The sequence below is a fragment of the Pseudomonas sp. YL2 genome (assembly GCF_023063025.1).
Taxonomy (GTDB): domain Bacteria; phylum Pseudomonadota; class Gammaproteobacteria; order Pseudomonadales; family Pseudomonadaceae; genus Aquipseudomonas; species Aquipseudomonas putida_A.
Genome location: NZ_JAJSLU010000005.1, coordinates 157,820 through 175,438 on the forward strand (window position 1 = coordinate 157,820; position 17,619 = coordinate 175,438).

The following is a 17,619-nucleotide window of genomic DNA, read 5'->3' on the forward strand; positions in this document are numbered from 1 at the left end:
GAAGCAGGCCGGATCAACCCGCGGTGTGAGCCTTTTGGGTGACGTCGGCCAACGTGTCCGGCGAGCAGCGCAAATCGCCGATCATCAGCACGTTGTTTTCGCTACGGTGTTGGTCGGGGTCGAGCCGGAACTGGCACAGCAGTTGATCGGCGTAGCGCACTTCGAGGGTCGGTGAGCCGGCGTGCATCTCCATCGAGAAAAACCCGTCGACTTCGCTGACCCCGCGACTGGCGTGATTGATCACGTGATGGCCTTTGAGCGGCTGGCCCTGGGAGTCGAGCAGGCGTCCGAGTACGGTGACGGTTTTCATCACCCGCACCTTGCGGTACTCCACGCCGCCCTTGTTCAGGTGATAGCGGGCGCGAGACGGTTCGATGTTGGCGGCCGGAACGTGATTGCCTTCGAAATCGAAGCCCACCGAACTGTTGCGGTAGGCCGTGAGCGGGATGAAATTACGCCCCGGCCGCAGCGCTGAACTGCCGCCGCTGAGGTCGTCGGCGCGCAGGGTGACGTCGGCGATATCCGACTCGACATCGACGATCATTCCGGCGCCACGGCCCTGATGCTGGCTGGTCATGACCAGTCGCTGACCGCCGACGATCACGCTGCTGTCGAGGTTAACGCCACCGGTGAAGTTGCCGTTGTAGGACGAGCGCTGCACGAAGCCGTCGCCATTGACCCAGTCGGTACGGAAGTTGGCCAGGCTCGAAAGACCGACGCCGTAGGTGTCGGTCAGCGCCGTGACCGAAACGCTTTGCAGAATGTGATTCTGCAGATCCTTGCGATAGCCGATCGAGCCATTGTTGTCGCGCCCGCCATCGCGGGCGGTGCGGCTGCCGATGCTGCCGGAAATCTGCTGGCCCGGCCCGCCCAGCGCCATGTTGATGCTCAGGTCGATCCCGCGATTACGCGCCTCGCCACTGCTGTAACTGCCCGGCCGGTCGAACAGCGACAAGCGCCAGTTGGCATCACTGCCAAACAGCTCGGTGCGTTGCGTCCAGCCCAGGTCCATGCCCACACCTTCGACGTTGCCTGTGCTGTGCGAGACCCGCGCACTCAGCGAATCCTTGCGGCTGATACGGTGGTTGAGCGCCAGCGACGAGTTACTGGTTTCGCCGGTGAACACATTGCGCTGCCGTACGCGGGTGCCGTCGGGCAGCGTGTCGTAACTGTTACGGGTATCGAGCCAACTGCGGTTGTGGCTGACCACCAGACTGCCGGCGCCATAGTTGTACAGGCCCTGCACATCGGCGCCGGTGCCGTGGTCTTCGGTCTGATAGAGATTGGCGAAGAGGCTGATGCTGTCGGCCAGGCTCCAGTCGATCGAAGTGCCGTACTGCAAGGTGTCGCGTACCTGACGCGCCGACAGGCCGAGGATCACCCGCGGGTGCAGCAGATAGTTGAGCGCGGCGCCGGCGGCGAGATCACCGCTTTGCTGTTCCTCCCAATTGCTCAGCAGTTTGCTTTCCTGCCCGGCGAACACGTTATAGCGCCAGCGCTGGTCGAGGTTTTGCCAGTTCACCGGTTTGTAGACCAGCTCCTGTGTGGTCGCGGTGGTCTGGCCATCCTCGATCAGGCGCACTTCGACTTCGTAGATGCCACCGGGCAAGGGCCGGGTATCCAGCGTCTGTAAACCGGCCGGCACGGCTTGCGTGTTGATCAACAGGCCATCGCGATAGATCTCCACCGACGCCTGGCGATTGGCCGTGACGAAAATCGGGTAGACGCTGGGCCGCGGGCTGTCGACCGCCAGGCTGTCGGAGCTGCCATACATCACGCCCACCGCCGTATCGGGGCTGGTGCCGAACGACCGGGGTTGGCGGGTCAGGCCTTCGGAATTGGGGGTGAAATGGCCCAGGCGGAAAAAACTGCCCTGCAGTTCGCGCTGGGTGTAGAGCTCGTGTACCGCATGATAGGTCTTGGTGTCCGGCCCGCCGAGGCGCGCCAGTTGCATATTGAAGGCCTGGCTCCAGTTGCCGAGACTGGCACTGGCTTCCAGACCGAAACGTCCGCCCAGATCCTGATTCTGGCCGCCATTGAGGTTCAGTTGATTGCGCAGCATCAGACCGCTGCTGCCCCCCTCGGGCTGCTCGTGGAAGCGTTGCGTCTGCAGATCGCGCTCGGCATTTTCGGTGGCGATCGAGAGCAGTGAGTTTTCCAGGTTGTAATGCACCGCCAGCAGTTGCTCGGGGCATTGCCCGCTGCAGCTGCCAAGCGCTACGCCGGATTTGAGGAGACTGGCCCAGGTTTCGCGCTCGACGGCGCTGATACGGCTGTCACTGGTGTCGGTGAAGTCGAGCAAGGTAATGCGATCATCGCGCGACAATATAATCATTGCCTCGCCCAGCGGTTGTTGATCAAGTTCGACACGAACCGCCAAAGGCACATCAAAGAAATGCTCTTCAAAGTCCGCCGGAAGACCTTTCGCCTGAGCCAGCAAACTTCGCGGGGTATTATCGACTGGAGGCGGCGCCGCCAGTACGCTGCTGCTCAAAAGCAACGCAAGCGCAGCCGCGATGGGCGTCATCGGATACATGGATTAATACTCTGATTACCGGAAGTAAAAGCCCGGCCGGGCAACTTCAAAGTTGCCGGCCGGTTACGTTACTGGACAAGTAACGTCAGGTATTGCCGTTATGACTCAAACCGAAGGTTCGACGACCAGCATGACCACACCGGTGTAGTCGCCAGCGGCCGGTTTGGCACCGGTAGCGCTGATCTTGAAGGGCGCGCGATAACGCGTATTGGACTCGGTATCGCCCACTACTTCCTGTGAGGTGGTGGTCAGCGTCTTGCCGTTGAGTTCGACTTTCAGGTCGATAGTGTTGCTACCGCCAATCAGCTTCGGCACCCCTTCCAGACGTGCATGAACCTTGCCGGCTGTGTGCAGCACGTCGAAGTGCCCGTTGACTTCGCGCATCGAATTGGTGGCCGGGTTGTAGCTCATGTCCTGATCCTTGTTGACCAGATCGGCATCCACCGGCACCGCATAGAAGTCGTCAGCCGGCACGTGCGCCACGAGACTGATGGAGTGCTTGGCTTCAGTGGCGGCAAACGCCATCGAGGCGCTCATGGCCAGGACAGTCAGAGGGGCGGCAAAGGCGAGTTTCTTGAGCATCATTGAATACCTGTCTTATATAAATTAGTTGAGTCGTTGAGCAGTCAAGGTGAACTGAACAGTCACGAGCAGTCAGTGCTCACCGTTAACTTTCAACGCCGAAGAATGTTCAACCAATTTATCTTCAAAGTAAGCAGGCAACGTCCTGCGACCTTGTAGCCTGGACGCTATTAGATGAGAAAGAAAAAACCGCGAAATTCAGGAAAGTTCCTGTCCAACTGTAAGAAGCAGGCTACAGCGCGCCAGCCGAATGACTGCATGCGCCACAACTTGGTAGCAACTTCCGTAAGACATGTACCACACTTTCCCGGAAACAAAGGGCGAAACGGAATATTAGAGAATCTGCACTAATCTGCGCCTTTGCCGGGGGATTTAATACTGCGTTTTCTTGATCATTTTCCGGTTTTTTCGACCGCAGATTCGATCGGTCAGGTGTGCGCCGTTGGTCAGGAACCCTTGTCAACGCCTAAAGATATATCTTAAGTTGTATCTAAACACGACGAGAGAGCAGGAAAATGAGAGACCATCATTCCCCCCATCATCACCGCGAACACGGCGACGGCCGTGACGGCTTCGAAAAACGCCCCGGCCGCGAACGCGGTGGACGCGGCCCACGGGTCTTCGCCCCCGGTGATCTGAAATTGTTGCTGCTGGCGCTGATCGCCGAGCAGCCGTGCCACGGTTATGACCTGATCCGCCAGATCGAAGGCATGTTCGACGGCGCCTATAGCCCCAGCCCCGGCGTGATCTACCCGACCCTGACCTTCCTTGAAGAAAGCGACTTGATCAGCGGCGACGCCGAGGCCGGCAAAAAACGCTACAGCGTGACCGACGCCGGTCGTTTGTCTTTAAGCGAGCAAGCGGTAGCGCTGGACGGCGTGCGCATGCGCATCGACGTCAGCAAACGTTCGTTGCGCGGCCATGACCGGCCGCCGGAAATCCACGAGGCAGTGCACAACCTGCGTCACGCCTTGCAACTGCACCACGGACGCTGGAGCGCGGAAGAAATCCTGCGTGTGCGTGACCTGCTCAACGACACCGCCAAAGCCATCGTCGACGGCCCTGCCGTTCAATCTGCCCCGGAGAAAGCCGAATGACTGCAGTCGATAGCCAAACCATTCACCGCGTGATGCACGAAATCAAACGTCGCAAACTCGAAGTCCTGCGCGTGATCGACCTGACCCCGCGCATGCGCCGCATCACCCTCGGCGGGCCGGAGCTGGCCGGGTTCATCAGCCTGGGCACCGACGATCACGTCAAACTGCTGTTCCCGCAGAACGCCGAACAGGCTGCAGCGCTGGAGACCATGGTGCTAAGCGCCGGCAAGGACAACGGCCCGCTGCCCGAGATGCGCGACTACACCCCGCGTCGCTATGACCTGGAAAAACTCGAGCTGGACATCGACTTCGTCCTGCACGGCGACGGCCCTGCCTCGACCTGGGCCGAACAGGCAAAGCCTGGGCAATTCCTGCACATCGGCGGGCCGCGCGGTTCGATGATCGTGCCGGACATCTTCGACAGCTACCTGCTGATCGGCGATGAAACCGCCCTGCCCGCCATCGCCCGCCGCCTCGAAGGTCTGGCGGCCAATCGCAAGGCGCTGGTGGTGATCGAAGTGGAGAACGGTGCCGAGCAACAGGTGCTGGAGAGTGCGGCGCAGGTCAATGTGATCTGGGTCCTGCGCGAAGGCGGCAAGGACAACCTGCTGACCACCGTCAAACAGTTGCAAGTGCCCAAGGGCAATCTGTATGCATGGGTGGCGACCGAGACCAAGGTCTCGCGGCAGATCCGCCGGGTGCTGCTGGATGAACATGGACTCAATGAGCAGTTCGTCAAAGCCGTCGGCTACTGGCGCGCCGAGGGTTCCGCAGAAGAGTGATTTACCCTTGTGGGAGCGGGCTTGCTCGCGAATGCGGTCGATCATTCAACCATGATGTTGACTGACCTGACGCCTTCGCGAGCAAGCCCGCTCCCACATTGACCTTTTAGCTTCGTCCTGACTGCCAGCGGTCGATCCCGATCACCAGCAAGCCAATCAACACAAACCCCACCAATATCCCTCCGGCATTGATGAACACCTGTGCATAACCCAGCAGCGCCACATCGATGAACGGATACGCATACGCGCCAAGCAGATGCCCGCGCAGCAACGCGTAAATGAAATACACCAACGGGTAAATCAGCCACAGCGGCAGGTGCCACAGGCGCAACGTCCCTTTAGGCACGCAGCACCACCAATAGCCGAGAAACATCAGTGGCATCACGTCGTGGAGTAATTCGTCGGCAACAAACTGCCAGCCCTGCGGGTGCCACAAATGCCTCAGCAGAATGCTGTAAGCCAGGCCGACCACCGCGATGCTGACCGCAATCCCGCTGCTCACCCATGGCTGGAGAAACCAGCGCTGTGCGACGGATTCACGCCCGGTGGCAGCGCAGGTCAGCACAGTCGCCACCAGGGTGTTGGTGAGTACCGTGAAGTAACTGAAGAAACTCACCAGTCCGCCCAGCAGGCTGGCATCGACGCTCAAGCGCGCGAGGAAAATCAGGTACAGCTGAATACTCAGCCCGGCCCAACCGAGCGTGGCGATGAGCGTGATCAGGCGTCGCCGCGCAACGGCGTCCATCTCAGACCGGTCGCTTGGTGCGCATCAGTTTCACGTACAAGCGCTCGACCTTCTCCCGCGCCCACGGCGTTTTGCGCAGGAAGGTCAGGCTCGACTTGATGCTCGGATCGCTCTTGAAGCAGCGGATATCGATGCGCTCGGCCAACCCCGACCACTCGTAATGCGCCACCAGCGCATTGAGGATCTGTTCGAGGGTTACGCCATGCAGCGGATCGGGAGTGTGGTCGTTCATGCCAGGCCTTTGGACGGAGGGAAAATGCACAAGCCGCGCACCTTAGCCGAGGGGCCGGTCAGGTGGAAGGCCTTGCATCAAATGTAGGCCAACCCGAGAAGATCGCAGCCTGCAGCCATCGCCACAATGCGCCCGTTTGCCGCACTGTTACCGAATCAGAAATGCTGCATGTCTGCAAAAGCCCTTTGTCTTTTTGTTACAGATCATTATCCTGCCGCCCTTCAGCTGAATCGCTTCACTGCCTGCGTCAAATTGAAGCGCTCGGTTTACCCCCGTAAAACACCAAAAAAAGACTGACCCATGCCTGATTTTTCCTTCTCCCGAGACAGCGCTATCTCAGCCCTGCGCCTGCTCGGCGGCTGCACCGCGCTCGGCTTCGCCACCTACGCCCAGGCAGCCCCCGCCTTCGACAGCGACTCACCGTGGATGCTCGGTGACTGGAACGGCACGCGTACCGAACTGGCGGAAAAAGGCTACGACTTCAAACTCGATTACACCGGCGAAATGGGCAGCAACCTGCACGGCGGCTATGACCACGATCGCACCGCGCGCTACAGCGATCAGTTCGGCCTGGGCACGCACCTGGACCTGCAAAAAATCCTCGGCTGGGACGATGCCGAATTTCAGCTGACCATCACCAAGCGTAGTGGCAACAACATCAGCAACGACCGGATCAACGATCCACGCGTTGGCGGCTTCACTTCGGCCCAGGAAGTCTGGGGCCGTGGCCAGACCACGCGCCTGACGCAGATGTGGTACCAGCAAAAATTCTTCGACCAGAAGCTCGACATCAAGGTCGGCCGCTTTGGTGAAGGCGAAGACTTCAACAGCTTCCCGTGCGACTTCCAGAACCTGGCGTTCTGCGGCTCGCAGGTCGGCAACTGGGTCGGCGGCATCTGGTACAACTGGCCGGTCAGCCAATGGGCGCTGCGGGTCAAGTATCACCTGACCCCAGAGCTGTACGCGCAGGTCGGCGCCTACGAGCAAAACCCGTCAAACCTCGATCGCGGCAACGGCTTCAAACTCAGCGGCAGCGGCACCCAGGGCGCCGTGCTGCCGGTGGAGCTGGTGTGGACGCCGAAGCTCAATGGCCTGCCGGGCGAATACCGTGCCGGTTACTACTACAGCAGCGCCAAGGCCTCTGACGTCTATAAAGACCAGAACGGCCAGCCTGCCGCGCTGAGCGGTGAAGCCTACCGCAGCGCGTCGAGCAAACACGGCGTGTGGTTCGGTGCCCAGCAGCAAGTCACCAGCATCGCCAGCGACCATTCGCGCGGCTTGAGCGTGTTCGCCAACGCGACGATGCACGACAAGAAAACCAACGCGATCGACAACTACGTGCAGGCCGGCGTGGTCTACAAAGGCCCGTTCGATGCCCGCGCCAAGGACGACATCGGTTTCGCCCTGGCCCGCGTCCACGTCAACCCGGCCTTTCGCAAAAACGCCGAAGCGAGCAATCAGGCGCAGGCGGTTTACGACTACGACGACCCGACCTTCCTGCCACCGCAGGACACCGAATACAGCGCCGAGCTCTATTACGGCGTGCACGTCGCCAACTGGCTGACCGTGCGCCCGAACCTGCAATACATCCGCCATCCGGGCGGTGTGGACCAGGTCGATGACGCACTGATCGCGGGGATCAAGATCCAGTCCTCGTTCTAAACGACTGACGCAAATCCATTGTAGGAGTGAGGCTGCTCGCGGTAGCGGGGGTTTCAGCGACATTACCCGGGACTGGAACACCCCTATCCCGGGGCGGGTCACTCCTACCGAAGAAATTCGTTAGCTAGACAAGTTTTTATCTGAACCATACCTGCGCCCAATCGTCATCTAGAGTGACTAAAGCGCGGGACTACATAAACGTCACGGAGAATCACACTATGAGCACCGAAAGTGCTTCGAGTCGGGGCCGTCTGCTACCGAGCCTGCTCGGCATTCTGCTTCTACTGATGGGCCTGGCCATGTTGGCCGGGGGAGTCAAGCTGAGCATGCTCGGCGGCTCGCTGTACTACCTGCTGGCCGGTATCGGCATTGCGCTGAGCGGCATTCTGTTGCTGCTGCGTCGTCGTGCAGCGCTGGGCCTGTACGCGATCGTGCTGTTCGCCAGCACCGTCTGGGCCCTGTGGGAAGTCGGTCTGGACTGGTGGCAACTGGTGCCGCGTCTGGCGCTGTGGTTCGTCCTCGGCATCGTGATGTTGTTGCCGTGGTTCCGTCGTCCCCTGTTGCTCAATGGCCCGGCGCCGATGGGCACGGGTGGCCTGACCGTGGCCGTGGTGCTGGCCGGCGTCACTGCCCTGGCCAGCCTGTTCACCCACCCGGGCGAAACCTTTGGCGAACTGGGCCGCGACACCGCAGACATGACCAGCACCGCGCCGCAAATGCCTGATGGCGACTGGCAGGCCTATGGCCGCACCGAATTCGGTGACCGCTACTCGCCGCTGAAGCAGATCACTCCGGCCAACGTCGGCAAGCTGCAAGAAGCCTGGCGCATCCAGACCGGCGACCTGCCAACCGCTGATGACCCGGTCGAGCTGACCAACGAAAACACCCCGCTCAAAGCCAACGGCATGCTCTATGCCTGCACCGCGCACAGCAAAGTGCTGGCGCTGGATCCGGACACCGGCAAGGAAATCTGGCGCTTCGACCCGCAGATCAAGAGCCCGGTAGGCTTCAAGGGCTTTGCCCACATGACCTGCCGTGGCGTGTCGTACTACGACGAAGCCGCTTACGCCAAGTCGGAAAACGCCGCTTCCGCCGTCATCTCCGAAGCTGGCAAAGCCGTTGCCCAGGCTTGCCCGCGTCGCCTGTACCTGCCAACCGCTGATGCCCGTCTGATCGCCCTGAACGCCGACACCGGCAAGATCTGCGAAGGCTTCGGCAAAAACGGCGTGGTCGACCTGACCCAAGGTATCGGCCCGTTCACCGCCGGTGGCTACTACTCCACCTCGCCAGCGGCGATTACCCGTGATCTGGTGATCATGGGCGGTCACGTCACCGACAACGAGTCGACCAACGAGCCATCGGGCGTGATCCGCGCCTTCGACGTGCGTGACGGTCACCTCGTATGGAACTGGGACAGCGACAAGCCGGATGCCACCGAGCCATTGGCCCCGGGCGAAACCTACAGCCGCAACTCGGCGAACATGTGGTCGCTGGCCAGCGTCGACGAAAAACTCGGCATGGTTTACCTGCCGCTGGGCAATCAGACTCCAGACCAGTGGGGCGCAGACCGCACTCCAGGCGCCGAGAAATTCAGCGCCGGCATCGTCGCCCTCGACCTGGCCACCGGTAAAGTGCGCTGGAACTACCAGTTCACCCACCACGACCTGTGGGACATGGACGTTGGCAGCCAGCCAACCCTGCTCGACATGAAAACCGCCGACGGCGTGAAGCCGGCGCTGATCGCTCCGACCAAACAGGGCAGCCTGTACGTCCTCGACCGTCGTGACGGCACGCCGATCATCCCGATCAAGGAAATCCCGGTTCCGCAAGGCGCCGTGAAAGGCGACCACACCGCACCGACCCAGGCCCGTTCGGACCTCAACCTGCTGGCCCCGGAACTGACTGAAAAAGCCATGTGGGGCGCCAGCCCGTTCGACCAGATGCTGTGCCGCATCCAGTTCAAGGAACTGCGCTACGAAGGCCAATACACGCCTCCGTCGGAACAGGGCAGCCTGATCTATCCGGGTAACGTCGGCGTGTTCAACTGGGGCGGCGTCTCGGTCGACCCGGTTCGCCAGATGCTGTTCACCAGCCCGAACTACATGGCCTTCGTCTCGAAAATGGTGCCACGCGAGAAAGTCGCCGCCGGCAGCAAACGCGAGAGCGAAACCGCTGGCGTGCAGCCAAACACCGGCGCGCCATACGCGGTGATCATGCACCCGTTCATGTCGCCACTGGGCGTACCGTGCCAGGCCCCGGCCTGGGGCTACGTCGCCGGTATCGACCTGACCACCGGCAAAGTCGTGTGGAAACGCAAGAACGGCACCAGCCGCGACAGCTCGCCGATCCCGATCGGCTTCACCCTGGGCGTGCCAAGCATGGGCGGCTCGATGGTCACTGCAGGCGGCGTCGGCTTCCTCAGCGGCACCCTCGACCAGTACCTGCGCGCCTACGACGTGAACACCGGTAAAGAACTGTGGAAATCGCGTCTGCCTGCCGGCGGCCAAGCGACCCCGATGACCTACACCGGCAAGGACGGCAAGCAATACGTGCTGCTCGTTGTTGGCGGTCACGGCTCGCTGGGCACCAAGATGGGTGACTATGTGATTGCGTACAAACTGCCGGAATAAGTTTTAGCGGCGGTAAAGGAAAGGCGATGTTCCGTGAGGGACATCGCCTTTTTTGTGCACATCGATGTTGAATTCACCCCAAACACTGTAGGAGTGAGCCTGCTCGCGATAGCGGTATTTCAGTCAATACTTTCGGTGACTGATTTACCGCTATCGCGAGCAGGCTCACTCCTACAAAGGAAGGTGTTCCTCCTACAGAAGCGCGTTGTGAGCGGGAGACTTCCGACAGGATGCGTCGGTTGTGCCTCGGAAGTCGGGTGGATAGGCTCTGGTGGTCGCTGGAAATTCAGCGGCCGGGCGTCGCGGCCTGATAACTGATGCATAATCGCCAACCTGACAGCATCTCGGATGCCTGTTGGTTGTGTCATGGCGGCTGTGCGCGGGATACCTTCTTTGGGGGTATGCCGATTCCTCAGTTATCGGTCCGCGAACCCGCGTACAGCTGCCACCTCATATTGCGTCGCGGCAATTGAATGTAGCTCCACTTCACCAACTGAGAATTCACCATGATCAAACCCACACCCAATCCCCCCGAAACCTCCCCCTACGAATCCCTCGATTCCAGAAAACTCCACGACGCCGCCGAGCGTGCGCTGGATCACTACCTGAAACCCTCCGCCGCCACGGTGAGATTCCACAAACCCAGCAGCATGTTCCAGGTCGCCCCGGACATGGACAACGAAAGTCTGCTGGTCCACGCCTGCGAATCACTGGCCTCGGCGAGCATCATGACCAGCGACATCGCAGCCTATGTGGACAGCCCGCAGCGGCAGACGATTCTGGCGATCCAGCAGATCATCATGCTGGCTGAACTGGCGGTGAATCGGGTGCTGGATAATGTGGAAATCACCCAATCTGCGGCACACAGCTGAGCCATAGTGGGAGCGGGCTTGCTCGCGAAAGCGTCAGCACATCCAACACTTGCGGTGACTGACATACCGCTTTCGCGAGCAAGCCCGCTCCCACAGTGGAATTGGTTGAGTCAGTTAGAGATTGGTCGGCTCGTAGGCCGCCATCGCGAGCAGGCTCACTCCTACAGTTGGAATGGGTGTGGTCAGTTGGAGGCTGGTCGGCTGTCAGGCCGCCATCGCTGGCAAGCCAGCTCCCACAGCTTTGATTTGTGCATGCCCCATGCGGCGCAGCCGCCCCACTCAAAACAATGAGCGCAAGCTCGAGTACCGCTCTTGATCTTGATCCACGGGCGACGTCGGAAGGCTGAGTGGAGGGATTGAGCCGGGGGTGGGAGCGCAGCGACCGTTTGGCGCAGCCAAACACAGCGAGAGGAGGTGCAGCGAAGCAAACCGGAGGCGCTGCCCCACGGATCAATCCCGCAGCGAAGGGACCCCGAGCCCCAGCGAGCGGGCCGAACGCAGGAGCAAGCCTTTTCGGTTACCTTTTCGGCGTCTGGAAAAGGTGACTCGCCGTAAGGGCGAAACCGTCATCCGCCACACCCAAAAAAACGGATAAACACCCAAAACCCCAAGAACCTGGTCGGCCCAAAGGCCGCCAAGCCCAAAGCGTGACGCCTGTCAAAACCCTGAACGCACAAGCAGAAACACCGCCCCCCATTGAAACCACCCAAAGCCTGCCCCATCTAAGACCCATACCCCATTGCGCAGGTGCCCCATGAGCGACCAGCAAGAATTCCCGGACAACCCAGACGACTACACCGAAGCAGAACACATCGAACACACCTCATCCGGCAAAGGCCTGGCCCTGCCCGGCCAGAACCTGCCGGACAAGGTCTACGTCATCCCGATCCACAACCGCCCGTTCTTCCCGGCCCAAGTGCTGCCGGTCATCGTCAACGAAGAACCCTGGGCCGAAACCCTCGATCTGGTGAGCAAATCCGACCACCACTCCCTGGCCCTGTTCTTCATGGACACGCCCCAGGAAGACCCGCGCCACTTCAACACCGGCGCCCTTCCCGAATACGGCACGCTGGTGAAGGTGCACCACGCCAGTCGCGAAAACGGCAAATTGCAGTTCGTCGCCCAAGGCCTGAGCCGCGTGCGCATCAAGACCTGGCTCAAACACCACCGCCCGCCGTACCTGGTGGAAGTCGAATACCCGCACCAGCCGACCGAGCCGACCGACGAGGTCAAGGCCTACGGCATGGCGCTGATCAACGCGATCAAGGAACTGCTGCCGCTCAATCCGCTGTACAGCGAAGAGCTGAAGAACTACCTCAACCGCTTCAGCCCCAACGATCCGTCGCCGCTGACCGACTTCGCCGCCGCCCTCACTTCGGCGACAGGTAATGAACTGCAAGAAGTGCTCGACTGCGTACCGATGCTCAAGCGCATGGAAAAAGTCCTGCCGATGCTGCGCAAGGAAGTCGAAGTTGCGCGCCTGCAGAAAGAGATCTCCGCCGAAGTGAACCGCAAGATCGGCGAGCACCAACGCGAGTTCTTCCTCAAAGAACAGCTCAAGGTGATCCAGCAGGAACTCGGCCTGACCAAGGACGACCGCAGCGCCGACCTTGAACAGTTCGAACAACGCTTGGAAGGCAAAGTGCTGCCGGCACAGGTGCAGAAACGCCTCGAAGAGGAAATGAACAAACTGTCGATCCTCGAAACCGGCTCGCCAGAGTACGCGGTCACCCGCAACTACCTTGACTGGGCGACCTCGGTGCCGTGGGGCGTGTACGGCGAGGACAAACTCGATCTCAAGTACGCGCGCAAGGTACTCGACAAACACCACGCCGGCCTCGACGACATCAAGGATCGCATCCTCGAATTCCTTGCGGTCGGTGCCTATAAAGGCGAAATCAGCGGCTCCATCGTATTGCTGGTCGGCCCGCCGGGCGTGGGTAAAACCAGCGTTGGCAAATCCATCGCCGAATCCCTCGGCCGGCCGTTCTATCGCTTCAGCCTCGGCGGCATGCGTGACGAAGCCGAGATCAAGGGCCACCGCCGCACCTACATCGGCGCGCAGCCGGGCAAACTGGTGCAGGCGCTGAAAGACGTCGAAGTGATGAACCCGGTGATCATGCTCGACGAGATCGACAAGATGGGCCAGAGCTACCAGGGCGACCCGGCCTCGGCGCTGCTGGAAACCCTCGATCCGGAACAGAACGTCGAATTCCTCGACCACTACCTCGACCTGCGCATGGACCTGTCGAAAGTCCTGTTCGTGTGCACCGCCAACACCCTGGATTCGATTCCCGGGCCGTTGCTGGACCGCATGGAAGTGATTCGCCTGTCGGGCTACATCACCGAAGAAAAAGTCGCCATCGCCAAGCGCCACCTGTGGCCGAAGCTGCTGGAAAAGGCCGGCGTGTCCAAGGGCAGCCTGAGCATCAGCGACAGCGCGCTCAAGGCTTTGATCGACGGTTACGCCCGTGAAGCCGGGGTGCGCCAGTTGGAAAAACAGATGGGCAAACTGGTGCGCAAAGCGGTGATGAAACTCATCGAAGACCCGAAAGCGGTGATCAAGCTCGGCCCGAAAGACCTCGAAGCCTCGCTGGGTCATCCGGTGTTCCGCAATGAACAAGTGCTGTCCGGCACCGGTGTGATCACCGGTCTGGCGTGGACCAGCATGGGCGGCGCGACCCTGCCGATCGAAGCCACGCGGATCCATACGCTCAACCGTGGCTTCAAACTCACCGGGCAACTGGGTGACGTGATGAAAGAGTCGGCGGAGATCGCCTACAGCTACGTCAGCTCGCACCTGAAACAGTTTGGCGGCGATGCGAAATTCTTCGATGAAGCCTTCGTCCACCTGCACGTACCCGAAGGTGCCACACCGAAAGACGGCCCGAGCGCCGGCGTGACCATGGCCAGCGCCCTGCTCTCGCTCGCCCGCAATCAGCCGCCGAAAAAAGGCGTGGCGATGACCGGCGAATTGACCCTGACCGGGCACGTACTGCCGATTGGCGGCGTGCGTGAGAAGGTGATCGCGGCGCGGCGGCAGAAGATCTTCGAACTGATCCTGCCGGAGCCGAACCGGGGCAACTTTGAGGAGTTGCCGGATTATCTGAAGGAAGGCATTACCGTGCACTTCGCCAAGCGCTTTGCGGATGTGGCGAAAGTGTTGTTCTGACAGTTATCCAGAGCCTGACACGCCGCCTTCGCGAGCAAGCCCGCTCCCACAGGGTTCTGTAGTGAACACAGCATTTGTGGTCACCACACAACTACTGTGGGAGCGGGCTTGCTCGCGAAGGCGTCTGTGGCAACACCACAGAACCGCCTGACCGTCACACTTTGTCTCATTCTCAGTTATGCTCGCCGTTCGTCGTCAACGCCGGAGCCACTGAGCCTATGTCCGCCACTCGCCTGTTTGTCCCTCTCGCCCTCTCTTTGCTGGCCGCCTGCGCCACGCAGCCAAAACAGAACGTGACCGTGGAAAACCAGAGCGAATGCCCCGTGCAGTTGACCAACGGACAAAACCTGATCGTGATGCTGCCGAGCAACCCGACCACGGGCTATCGCTGGGCAATTCAGGATTCGGCCGGCGGCGTGCTACATGCACTCAGCCCTGAGGTTTACAGCAGTCCGAAAGATTCCGGCATGGTCGGTGCGGGCGGTTTCTCCACCTGGCGCTTTCAGGCCTTCGCCACCGGCAACGGCCGCCTGCGCCTGACCTCGCAGCAGCCGTGGGAACCGGAAGTTGAACCGGCAGAAACCTTCGACTGCGCCATTTCGGTGAACTGATCGTGGGCTGGCTGATTCTGGCGCTGATGGGCGCGGTGACCTTTCTCTACGGTGTGAGCACGCATGCGGCGTTGCTCTGCCTGTTGGTCAAACCGTTACCGGTGCTGGCGTTGCTCGGCTGGCTGCACGATGCGCCACCCAGCGACTATCGGCGCTGGATCAGTCTGGGGCTGATTTTCTCTGTGCTCGGTGACGTGCTGCTGGCGTGGCCGGGGGATTTGTTTGTGTTTGGCCTCGGTGCGTTTCTGGTGGCGCATCTGGCGTACCTCAAGGCTTACCTCAGCGATTGCAAGCGTTTGGCGCTCTTGCCGCTGGTGCTCGCGCTCGGCGTCGGCGCGGTGCTGCTGGGGATTTTGATTTCCAGTGGCCTCGGGCCGTTGCTAGTGCCAGTGCTCGTCTATGGCACCGCGATCAGCGCCATGCTCTGGCGCGCCCTCGCCCGCCTCGGCACCGATGTGCCCAAGCGTTCGGCGCTGCTGGCGGCGGCGGGTGCGCTGGCGTTCGTGTTCTCCGACAGTGTGATTGGCATTGATCGCTTCGTATCGCCATTCCACGCCGCGCCGTACGTAATCATCCTCAGTTACTGGCTGGGGCAGTGGGGGATCACGGCCTCCGCGTTCTCCAAAAACCCCCACTAACCCCTGTGGCGAGGGAGCTTGCTCCCGCTGGGTTGCGAAGCGACCCCAAAATCGCCACACGAGATACTGCAGGTATATCCGGTAATCAGGTTTTGCGACTGCTGCGCAGCCGAGCGGGAGCAAGCTCCCTCGCCACAGGTGTGTGCTTAAGGTTTGCTTGATGCGCTTTATCAGACAACCCAAGCATCCCAGCGTCACTTTGGCTAAAATGCCGGCCTTTTCATCAACACCGCCGGAACCGCCGTGAGCAAAGAACCCGATCGCATTTTCGCCCAGCCGATGGCCCAGGTGCCTGACTTCGCCTTCAACGAGGACGTGGTGCGGGTGTTCCCGGACATGATCAAGCGCTCGGTGCCGGGTTACCCGACCATCGTCGAAAACCTCGGCGTACTCGCGGCGCAATTTGCCCAACCGAACAGCATTCTGTACGACCTCGGTGCTTCGCTCGGCGCCGTGACTCAAGCCTTGCGCCGTCACGTGCGCACCGACGGTTGCCGGGTGATCGCGGTGGATAACTCGGCGGCGATGGTCGAACGCTGCCGCGAGTACCTCAACGGTCAGGATTCGATGTTCCAGGAGTTGTTACCGGTCGAAGTGATCGAAGGCGACATTCTCGCGCTCGAGTTCAAACCGGCCTCGGTGGTGGCACTGAACTTCACCCTGCAATTCATCGCCCCGGAGCAGCGCACCGCGTTGCTCTCGCGTATCCGCCAATCGCTGCTGCCCGGCGGCGCGCTGATTCTGTCGGAGAAGCTGCGCTTCAACGATGCGCAAGAGCACGCGCTGCTCACCGACCTGCACGTCGCGTTCAAACGCGCCAACGGCTACAGCGAACTGGAAATTGCCCAGAAGCGCAGCGCCATCGAAAACGTCATGAAGCCCGACAGTCTCGAAGAACACCGCGAACGCCTGTTGGCCGCCGGGTTCTCGAAAGTCGTGCCGTGGTTCCAGTGTCTTAACTTTGCCTCGTTGATTGCCTTGCCATGATTGATCTGTCCCCCCTCGCCCGCCGTCTGGCCGGCACCCCGCTGGCCGACTGGGCCAACACCCTGCAAGGGCAACTCGACAAGAAAATGGAGAAAGGTCACGGCGATCTGGAGCGCTGGCAGAGCGCGCTGGACGCATTGCCGAAACTCCAGCCGACTGAAGTCGATCTGCTCAACGGCCTGAAACTCGACACCGACTGCGACGACGAAACCCGCGCACAAATGCGCACCGCGCTGATGGGCCTGTCGCCGTGGCGCAAGGGGCCGTTCGACCTGTTCGGCGTGCATGTCGACACCGAATGGCGCTCGGACTGGAAGTGGTCGCGGGTGGCCCCGCATCTGGATCTCAAGGGCAAGCGCATCCTCGACGTCGGTTGCGGCAACGGTTACTACATGTGGCGCATGCTCGGCGCCGGTGCCGACAGCGTGATCGGCGTCGATCCGAACTGGCTGTTCTTCTGCCAGTTCCAGGCCGTGCAGCGTTATCTGTCCGAGCCGAATGCCTGGCACCTGCCGTTCCCGTTCGAAGACTTGCCGCCGAACCTTGAAGGCTTCGACACAGTGTTTTCGATGGGCGTGTTCTACCACCGTCGTTCGCCGATCGAGCATTTGCTGGCGCTGAAGGATTGCCTGGTCAAGGGCGGCGAACTGGTGCTGGAAACGCTGGTGGTCGAAGGCGACAAGCATCAGGTGCTGGTGCCGGAAGATCGCTACGCACAGATGCGCAACGTGTGGTTCCTGCCATCGGTACCGGCGCTGGAATTGTGGCTGCGTCGGGCAGGTTTCACCGATGTGAAATGCGTAGACGTCAGCACCACCACCGTTGAAGAACAGCGCGGTACCGAGTGGATGAAGTACCAGTCGTTGAGCGACTTCCTTGATCCAGAGGATCACAGCAAGACCATCGAAGGGCTGCCGGCGCCGATGCGCGCGGTGATTGTCGCGAAGAAATAACCCGATCTCCCCTACACGGGAGATCCCCCCTGTGGGAGGGGGGGTGCGCCCGGGAGAGGGGGGGGCGGGGGGGTAAAAACTGGCCGGTACACCCCCCTCTCCCCGCAGGCCCCCCCCCCC

The 17,619-nt window shown here is 61.0% G+C and carries 14 protein-coding genes; 10 read left to right on the forward strand and 4 right to left on the reverse strand.

Translation table 11 applies throughout. The features are described 5' to 3' along the window. Positions 1-13 precede the first annotated feature (13 nt). Both LVD08_RS09905 and LVD08_RS09910 read right to left on the reverse strand, forming a co-directional pair. Positions 14-2,536, reverse strand: a complete 2,523-nt coding sequence (locus tag LVD08_RS09905) for a CS1-pili formation C-terminal domain-containing protein (RefSeq protein ID WP_247268043.1) — start codon at positions 2,534-2,536, stop codon at positions 14-16. 105 nt (positions 2,537-2,641) lie between these two features. Next, a complete protein-coding gene (locus LVD08_RS09910) occupies positions 2,642-3,118 on the reverse strand; it encodes a CS1 type fimbrial major subunit (RefSeq protein WP_027612105.1) in 477 nt (158 codons plus the stop codon). A 515-nt stretch (positions 3,119-3,633) separates the two neighbouring features. On the opposite strand from LVD08_RS09910, the gene LVD08_RS09915 reads away from it, so the two are divergent. Beyond that, positions 3,634-4,215: a PadR family transcriptional regulator gene (locus tag LVD08_RS09915; protein WP_247268044.1), complete on the forward strand. Its 582-nt coding sequence runs from the start codon at positions 3,634-3,636 to the stop codon at positions 4,213-4,215. Continuing rightward, complete coding sequence (locus tag LVD08_RS09920) at positions 4,212-4,997, forward strand: siderophore-interacting protein (RefSeq protein ID WP_247268045.1); 786 nt, start codon at positions 4,212-4,214, stop codon at positions 4,995-4,997. Before LVD08_RS09915 ends, LVD08_RS09920 begins: the two co-directional genes overlap by 4 nt. 106 nt (positions 4,998-5,103) lie before the next feature. Here LVD08_RS09920 and LVD08_RS09930 read toward each other — a convergent pair whose 3' ends face one another. Together LVD08_RS09930 and LVD08_RS09935 are read right to left on the reverse strand one after the other, a co-directional pair. Further along, the gene (locus LVD08_RS09930) at positions 5,104-5,742 is read right to left on the reverse strand and encodes a Pr6Pr family membrane protein (RefSeq protein ID WP_247268046.1); all 639 of its coding nucleotides are present in this window, start codon (positions 5,740-5,742) and stop codon (positions 5,104-5,106) included. Position 5,743: 1 nt separating this feature from the next. Further along, entirely contained in the window at positions 5,744-5,974 is a 231-nt protein-coding gene (locus LVD08_RS09935) for a VF530 family protein (RefSeq protein WP_027612109.1), read from the reverse strand. Positions 5,975-6,274: 300 nt separating this feature from the next. On the opposite strand from LVD08_RS09935, the gene LVD08_RS09940 reads away from it, so the two are divergent. The 8 genes from LVD08_RS09940 (at position 6,275) to cmoB (ending at position 17,499) form a co-directional block, all read left to right on the forward strand. Continuing rightward, positions 6,275-7,636 (forward strand): carbohydrate porin, encoded by a 1,362-nt coding sequence (locus tag LVD08_RS09940; protein WP_247268047.1) that lies wholly within the window; start codon positions 6,275-6,277, stop codon positions 7,634-7,636. 218 nt (positions 7,637-7,854) lie between these two features. After that, on the forward strand, positions 7,855-10,266 hold the full coding sequence (locus tag LVD08_RS09945; protein WP_247268048.1) for a glucose/quinate/shikimate family membrane-bound PQQ-dependent dehydrogenase: 2,412 nt from the start codon (positions 7,855-7,857) through the stop codon (positions 10,264-10,266). Positions 10,267-10,772: 506 nt separating this feature from the next. Continuing rightward, positions 10,773-11,138, forward strand: coding sequence for a DUF6124 family protein (locus LVD08_RS09950; RefSeq protein ID WP_247268049.1), 366 nt, complete (start codon positions 10,773-10,775; stop codon positions 11,136-11,138). A 754-nt stretch (positions 11,139-11,892) separates the two neighbouring features. After that, the gene (gene lon / locus LVD08_RS09955) at positions 11,893-14,310 is read left to right on the forward strand and encodes an endopeptidase La (protein WP_095136918.1); all 2,418 of its coding nucleotides are present in this window, start codon (positions 11,893-11,895) and stop codon (positions 14,308-14,310) included. Positions 14,311-14,528: 218 nt separating this feature from the next. Further along, on the forward strand, positions 14,529-14,921 hold the full coding sequence (locus tag LVD08_RS09960) for a protease inhibitor I42 family protein (RefSeq protein ID WP_098965453.1): 393 nt from the start codon (positions 14,529-14,531) through the stop codon (positions 14,919-14,921). Positions 14,922-14,923: 2 nt separating this feature from the next. After that, positions 14,924-15,559: a lysoplasmalogenase gene (locus LVD08_RS09965; RefSeq protein ID WP_247268050.1), complete on the forward strand. Its 636-nt coding sequence runs from the start codon at positions 14,924-14,926 to the stop codon at positions 15,557-15,559. Positions 15,560-15,838: 279 nt separating this feature from the next. Beyond that, positions 15,839-16,546: a carboxy-S-adenosyl-L-methionine synthase CmoA gene (cmoA, locus tag LVD08_RS09970; protein ID WP_247268130.1), complete on the forward strand. Its 708-nt coding sequence runs from the start codon at positions 15,839-15,841 to the stop codon at positions 16,544-16,546. Further along, positions 16,543-17,499, forward strand: a complete 957-nt coding sequence (gene cmoB, locus LVD08_RS09975) for a tRNA 5-methoxyuridine(34)/uridine 5-oxyacetic acid(34) synthase CmoB (RefSeq protein ID WP_027612118.1) — start codon at positions 16,543-16,545, stop codon at positions 17,497-17,499. The genes cmoA and cmoB overlap by 4 nt, the downstream gene beginning before the upstream one ends. Positions 17,500-17,619: the final 120 nt, after the last annotated feature.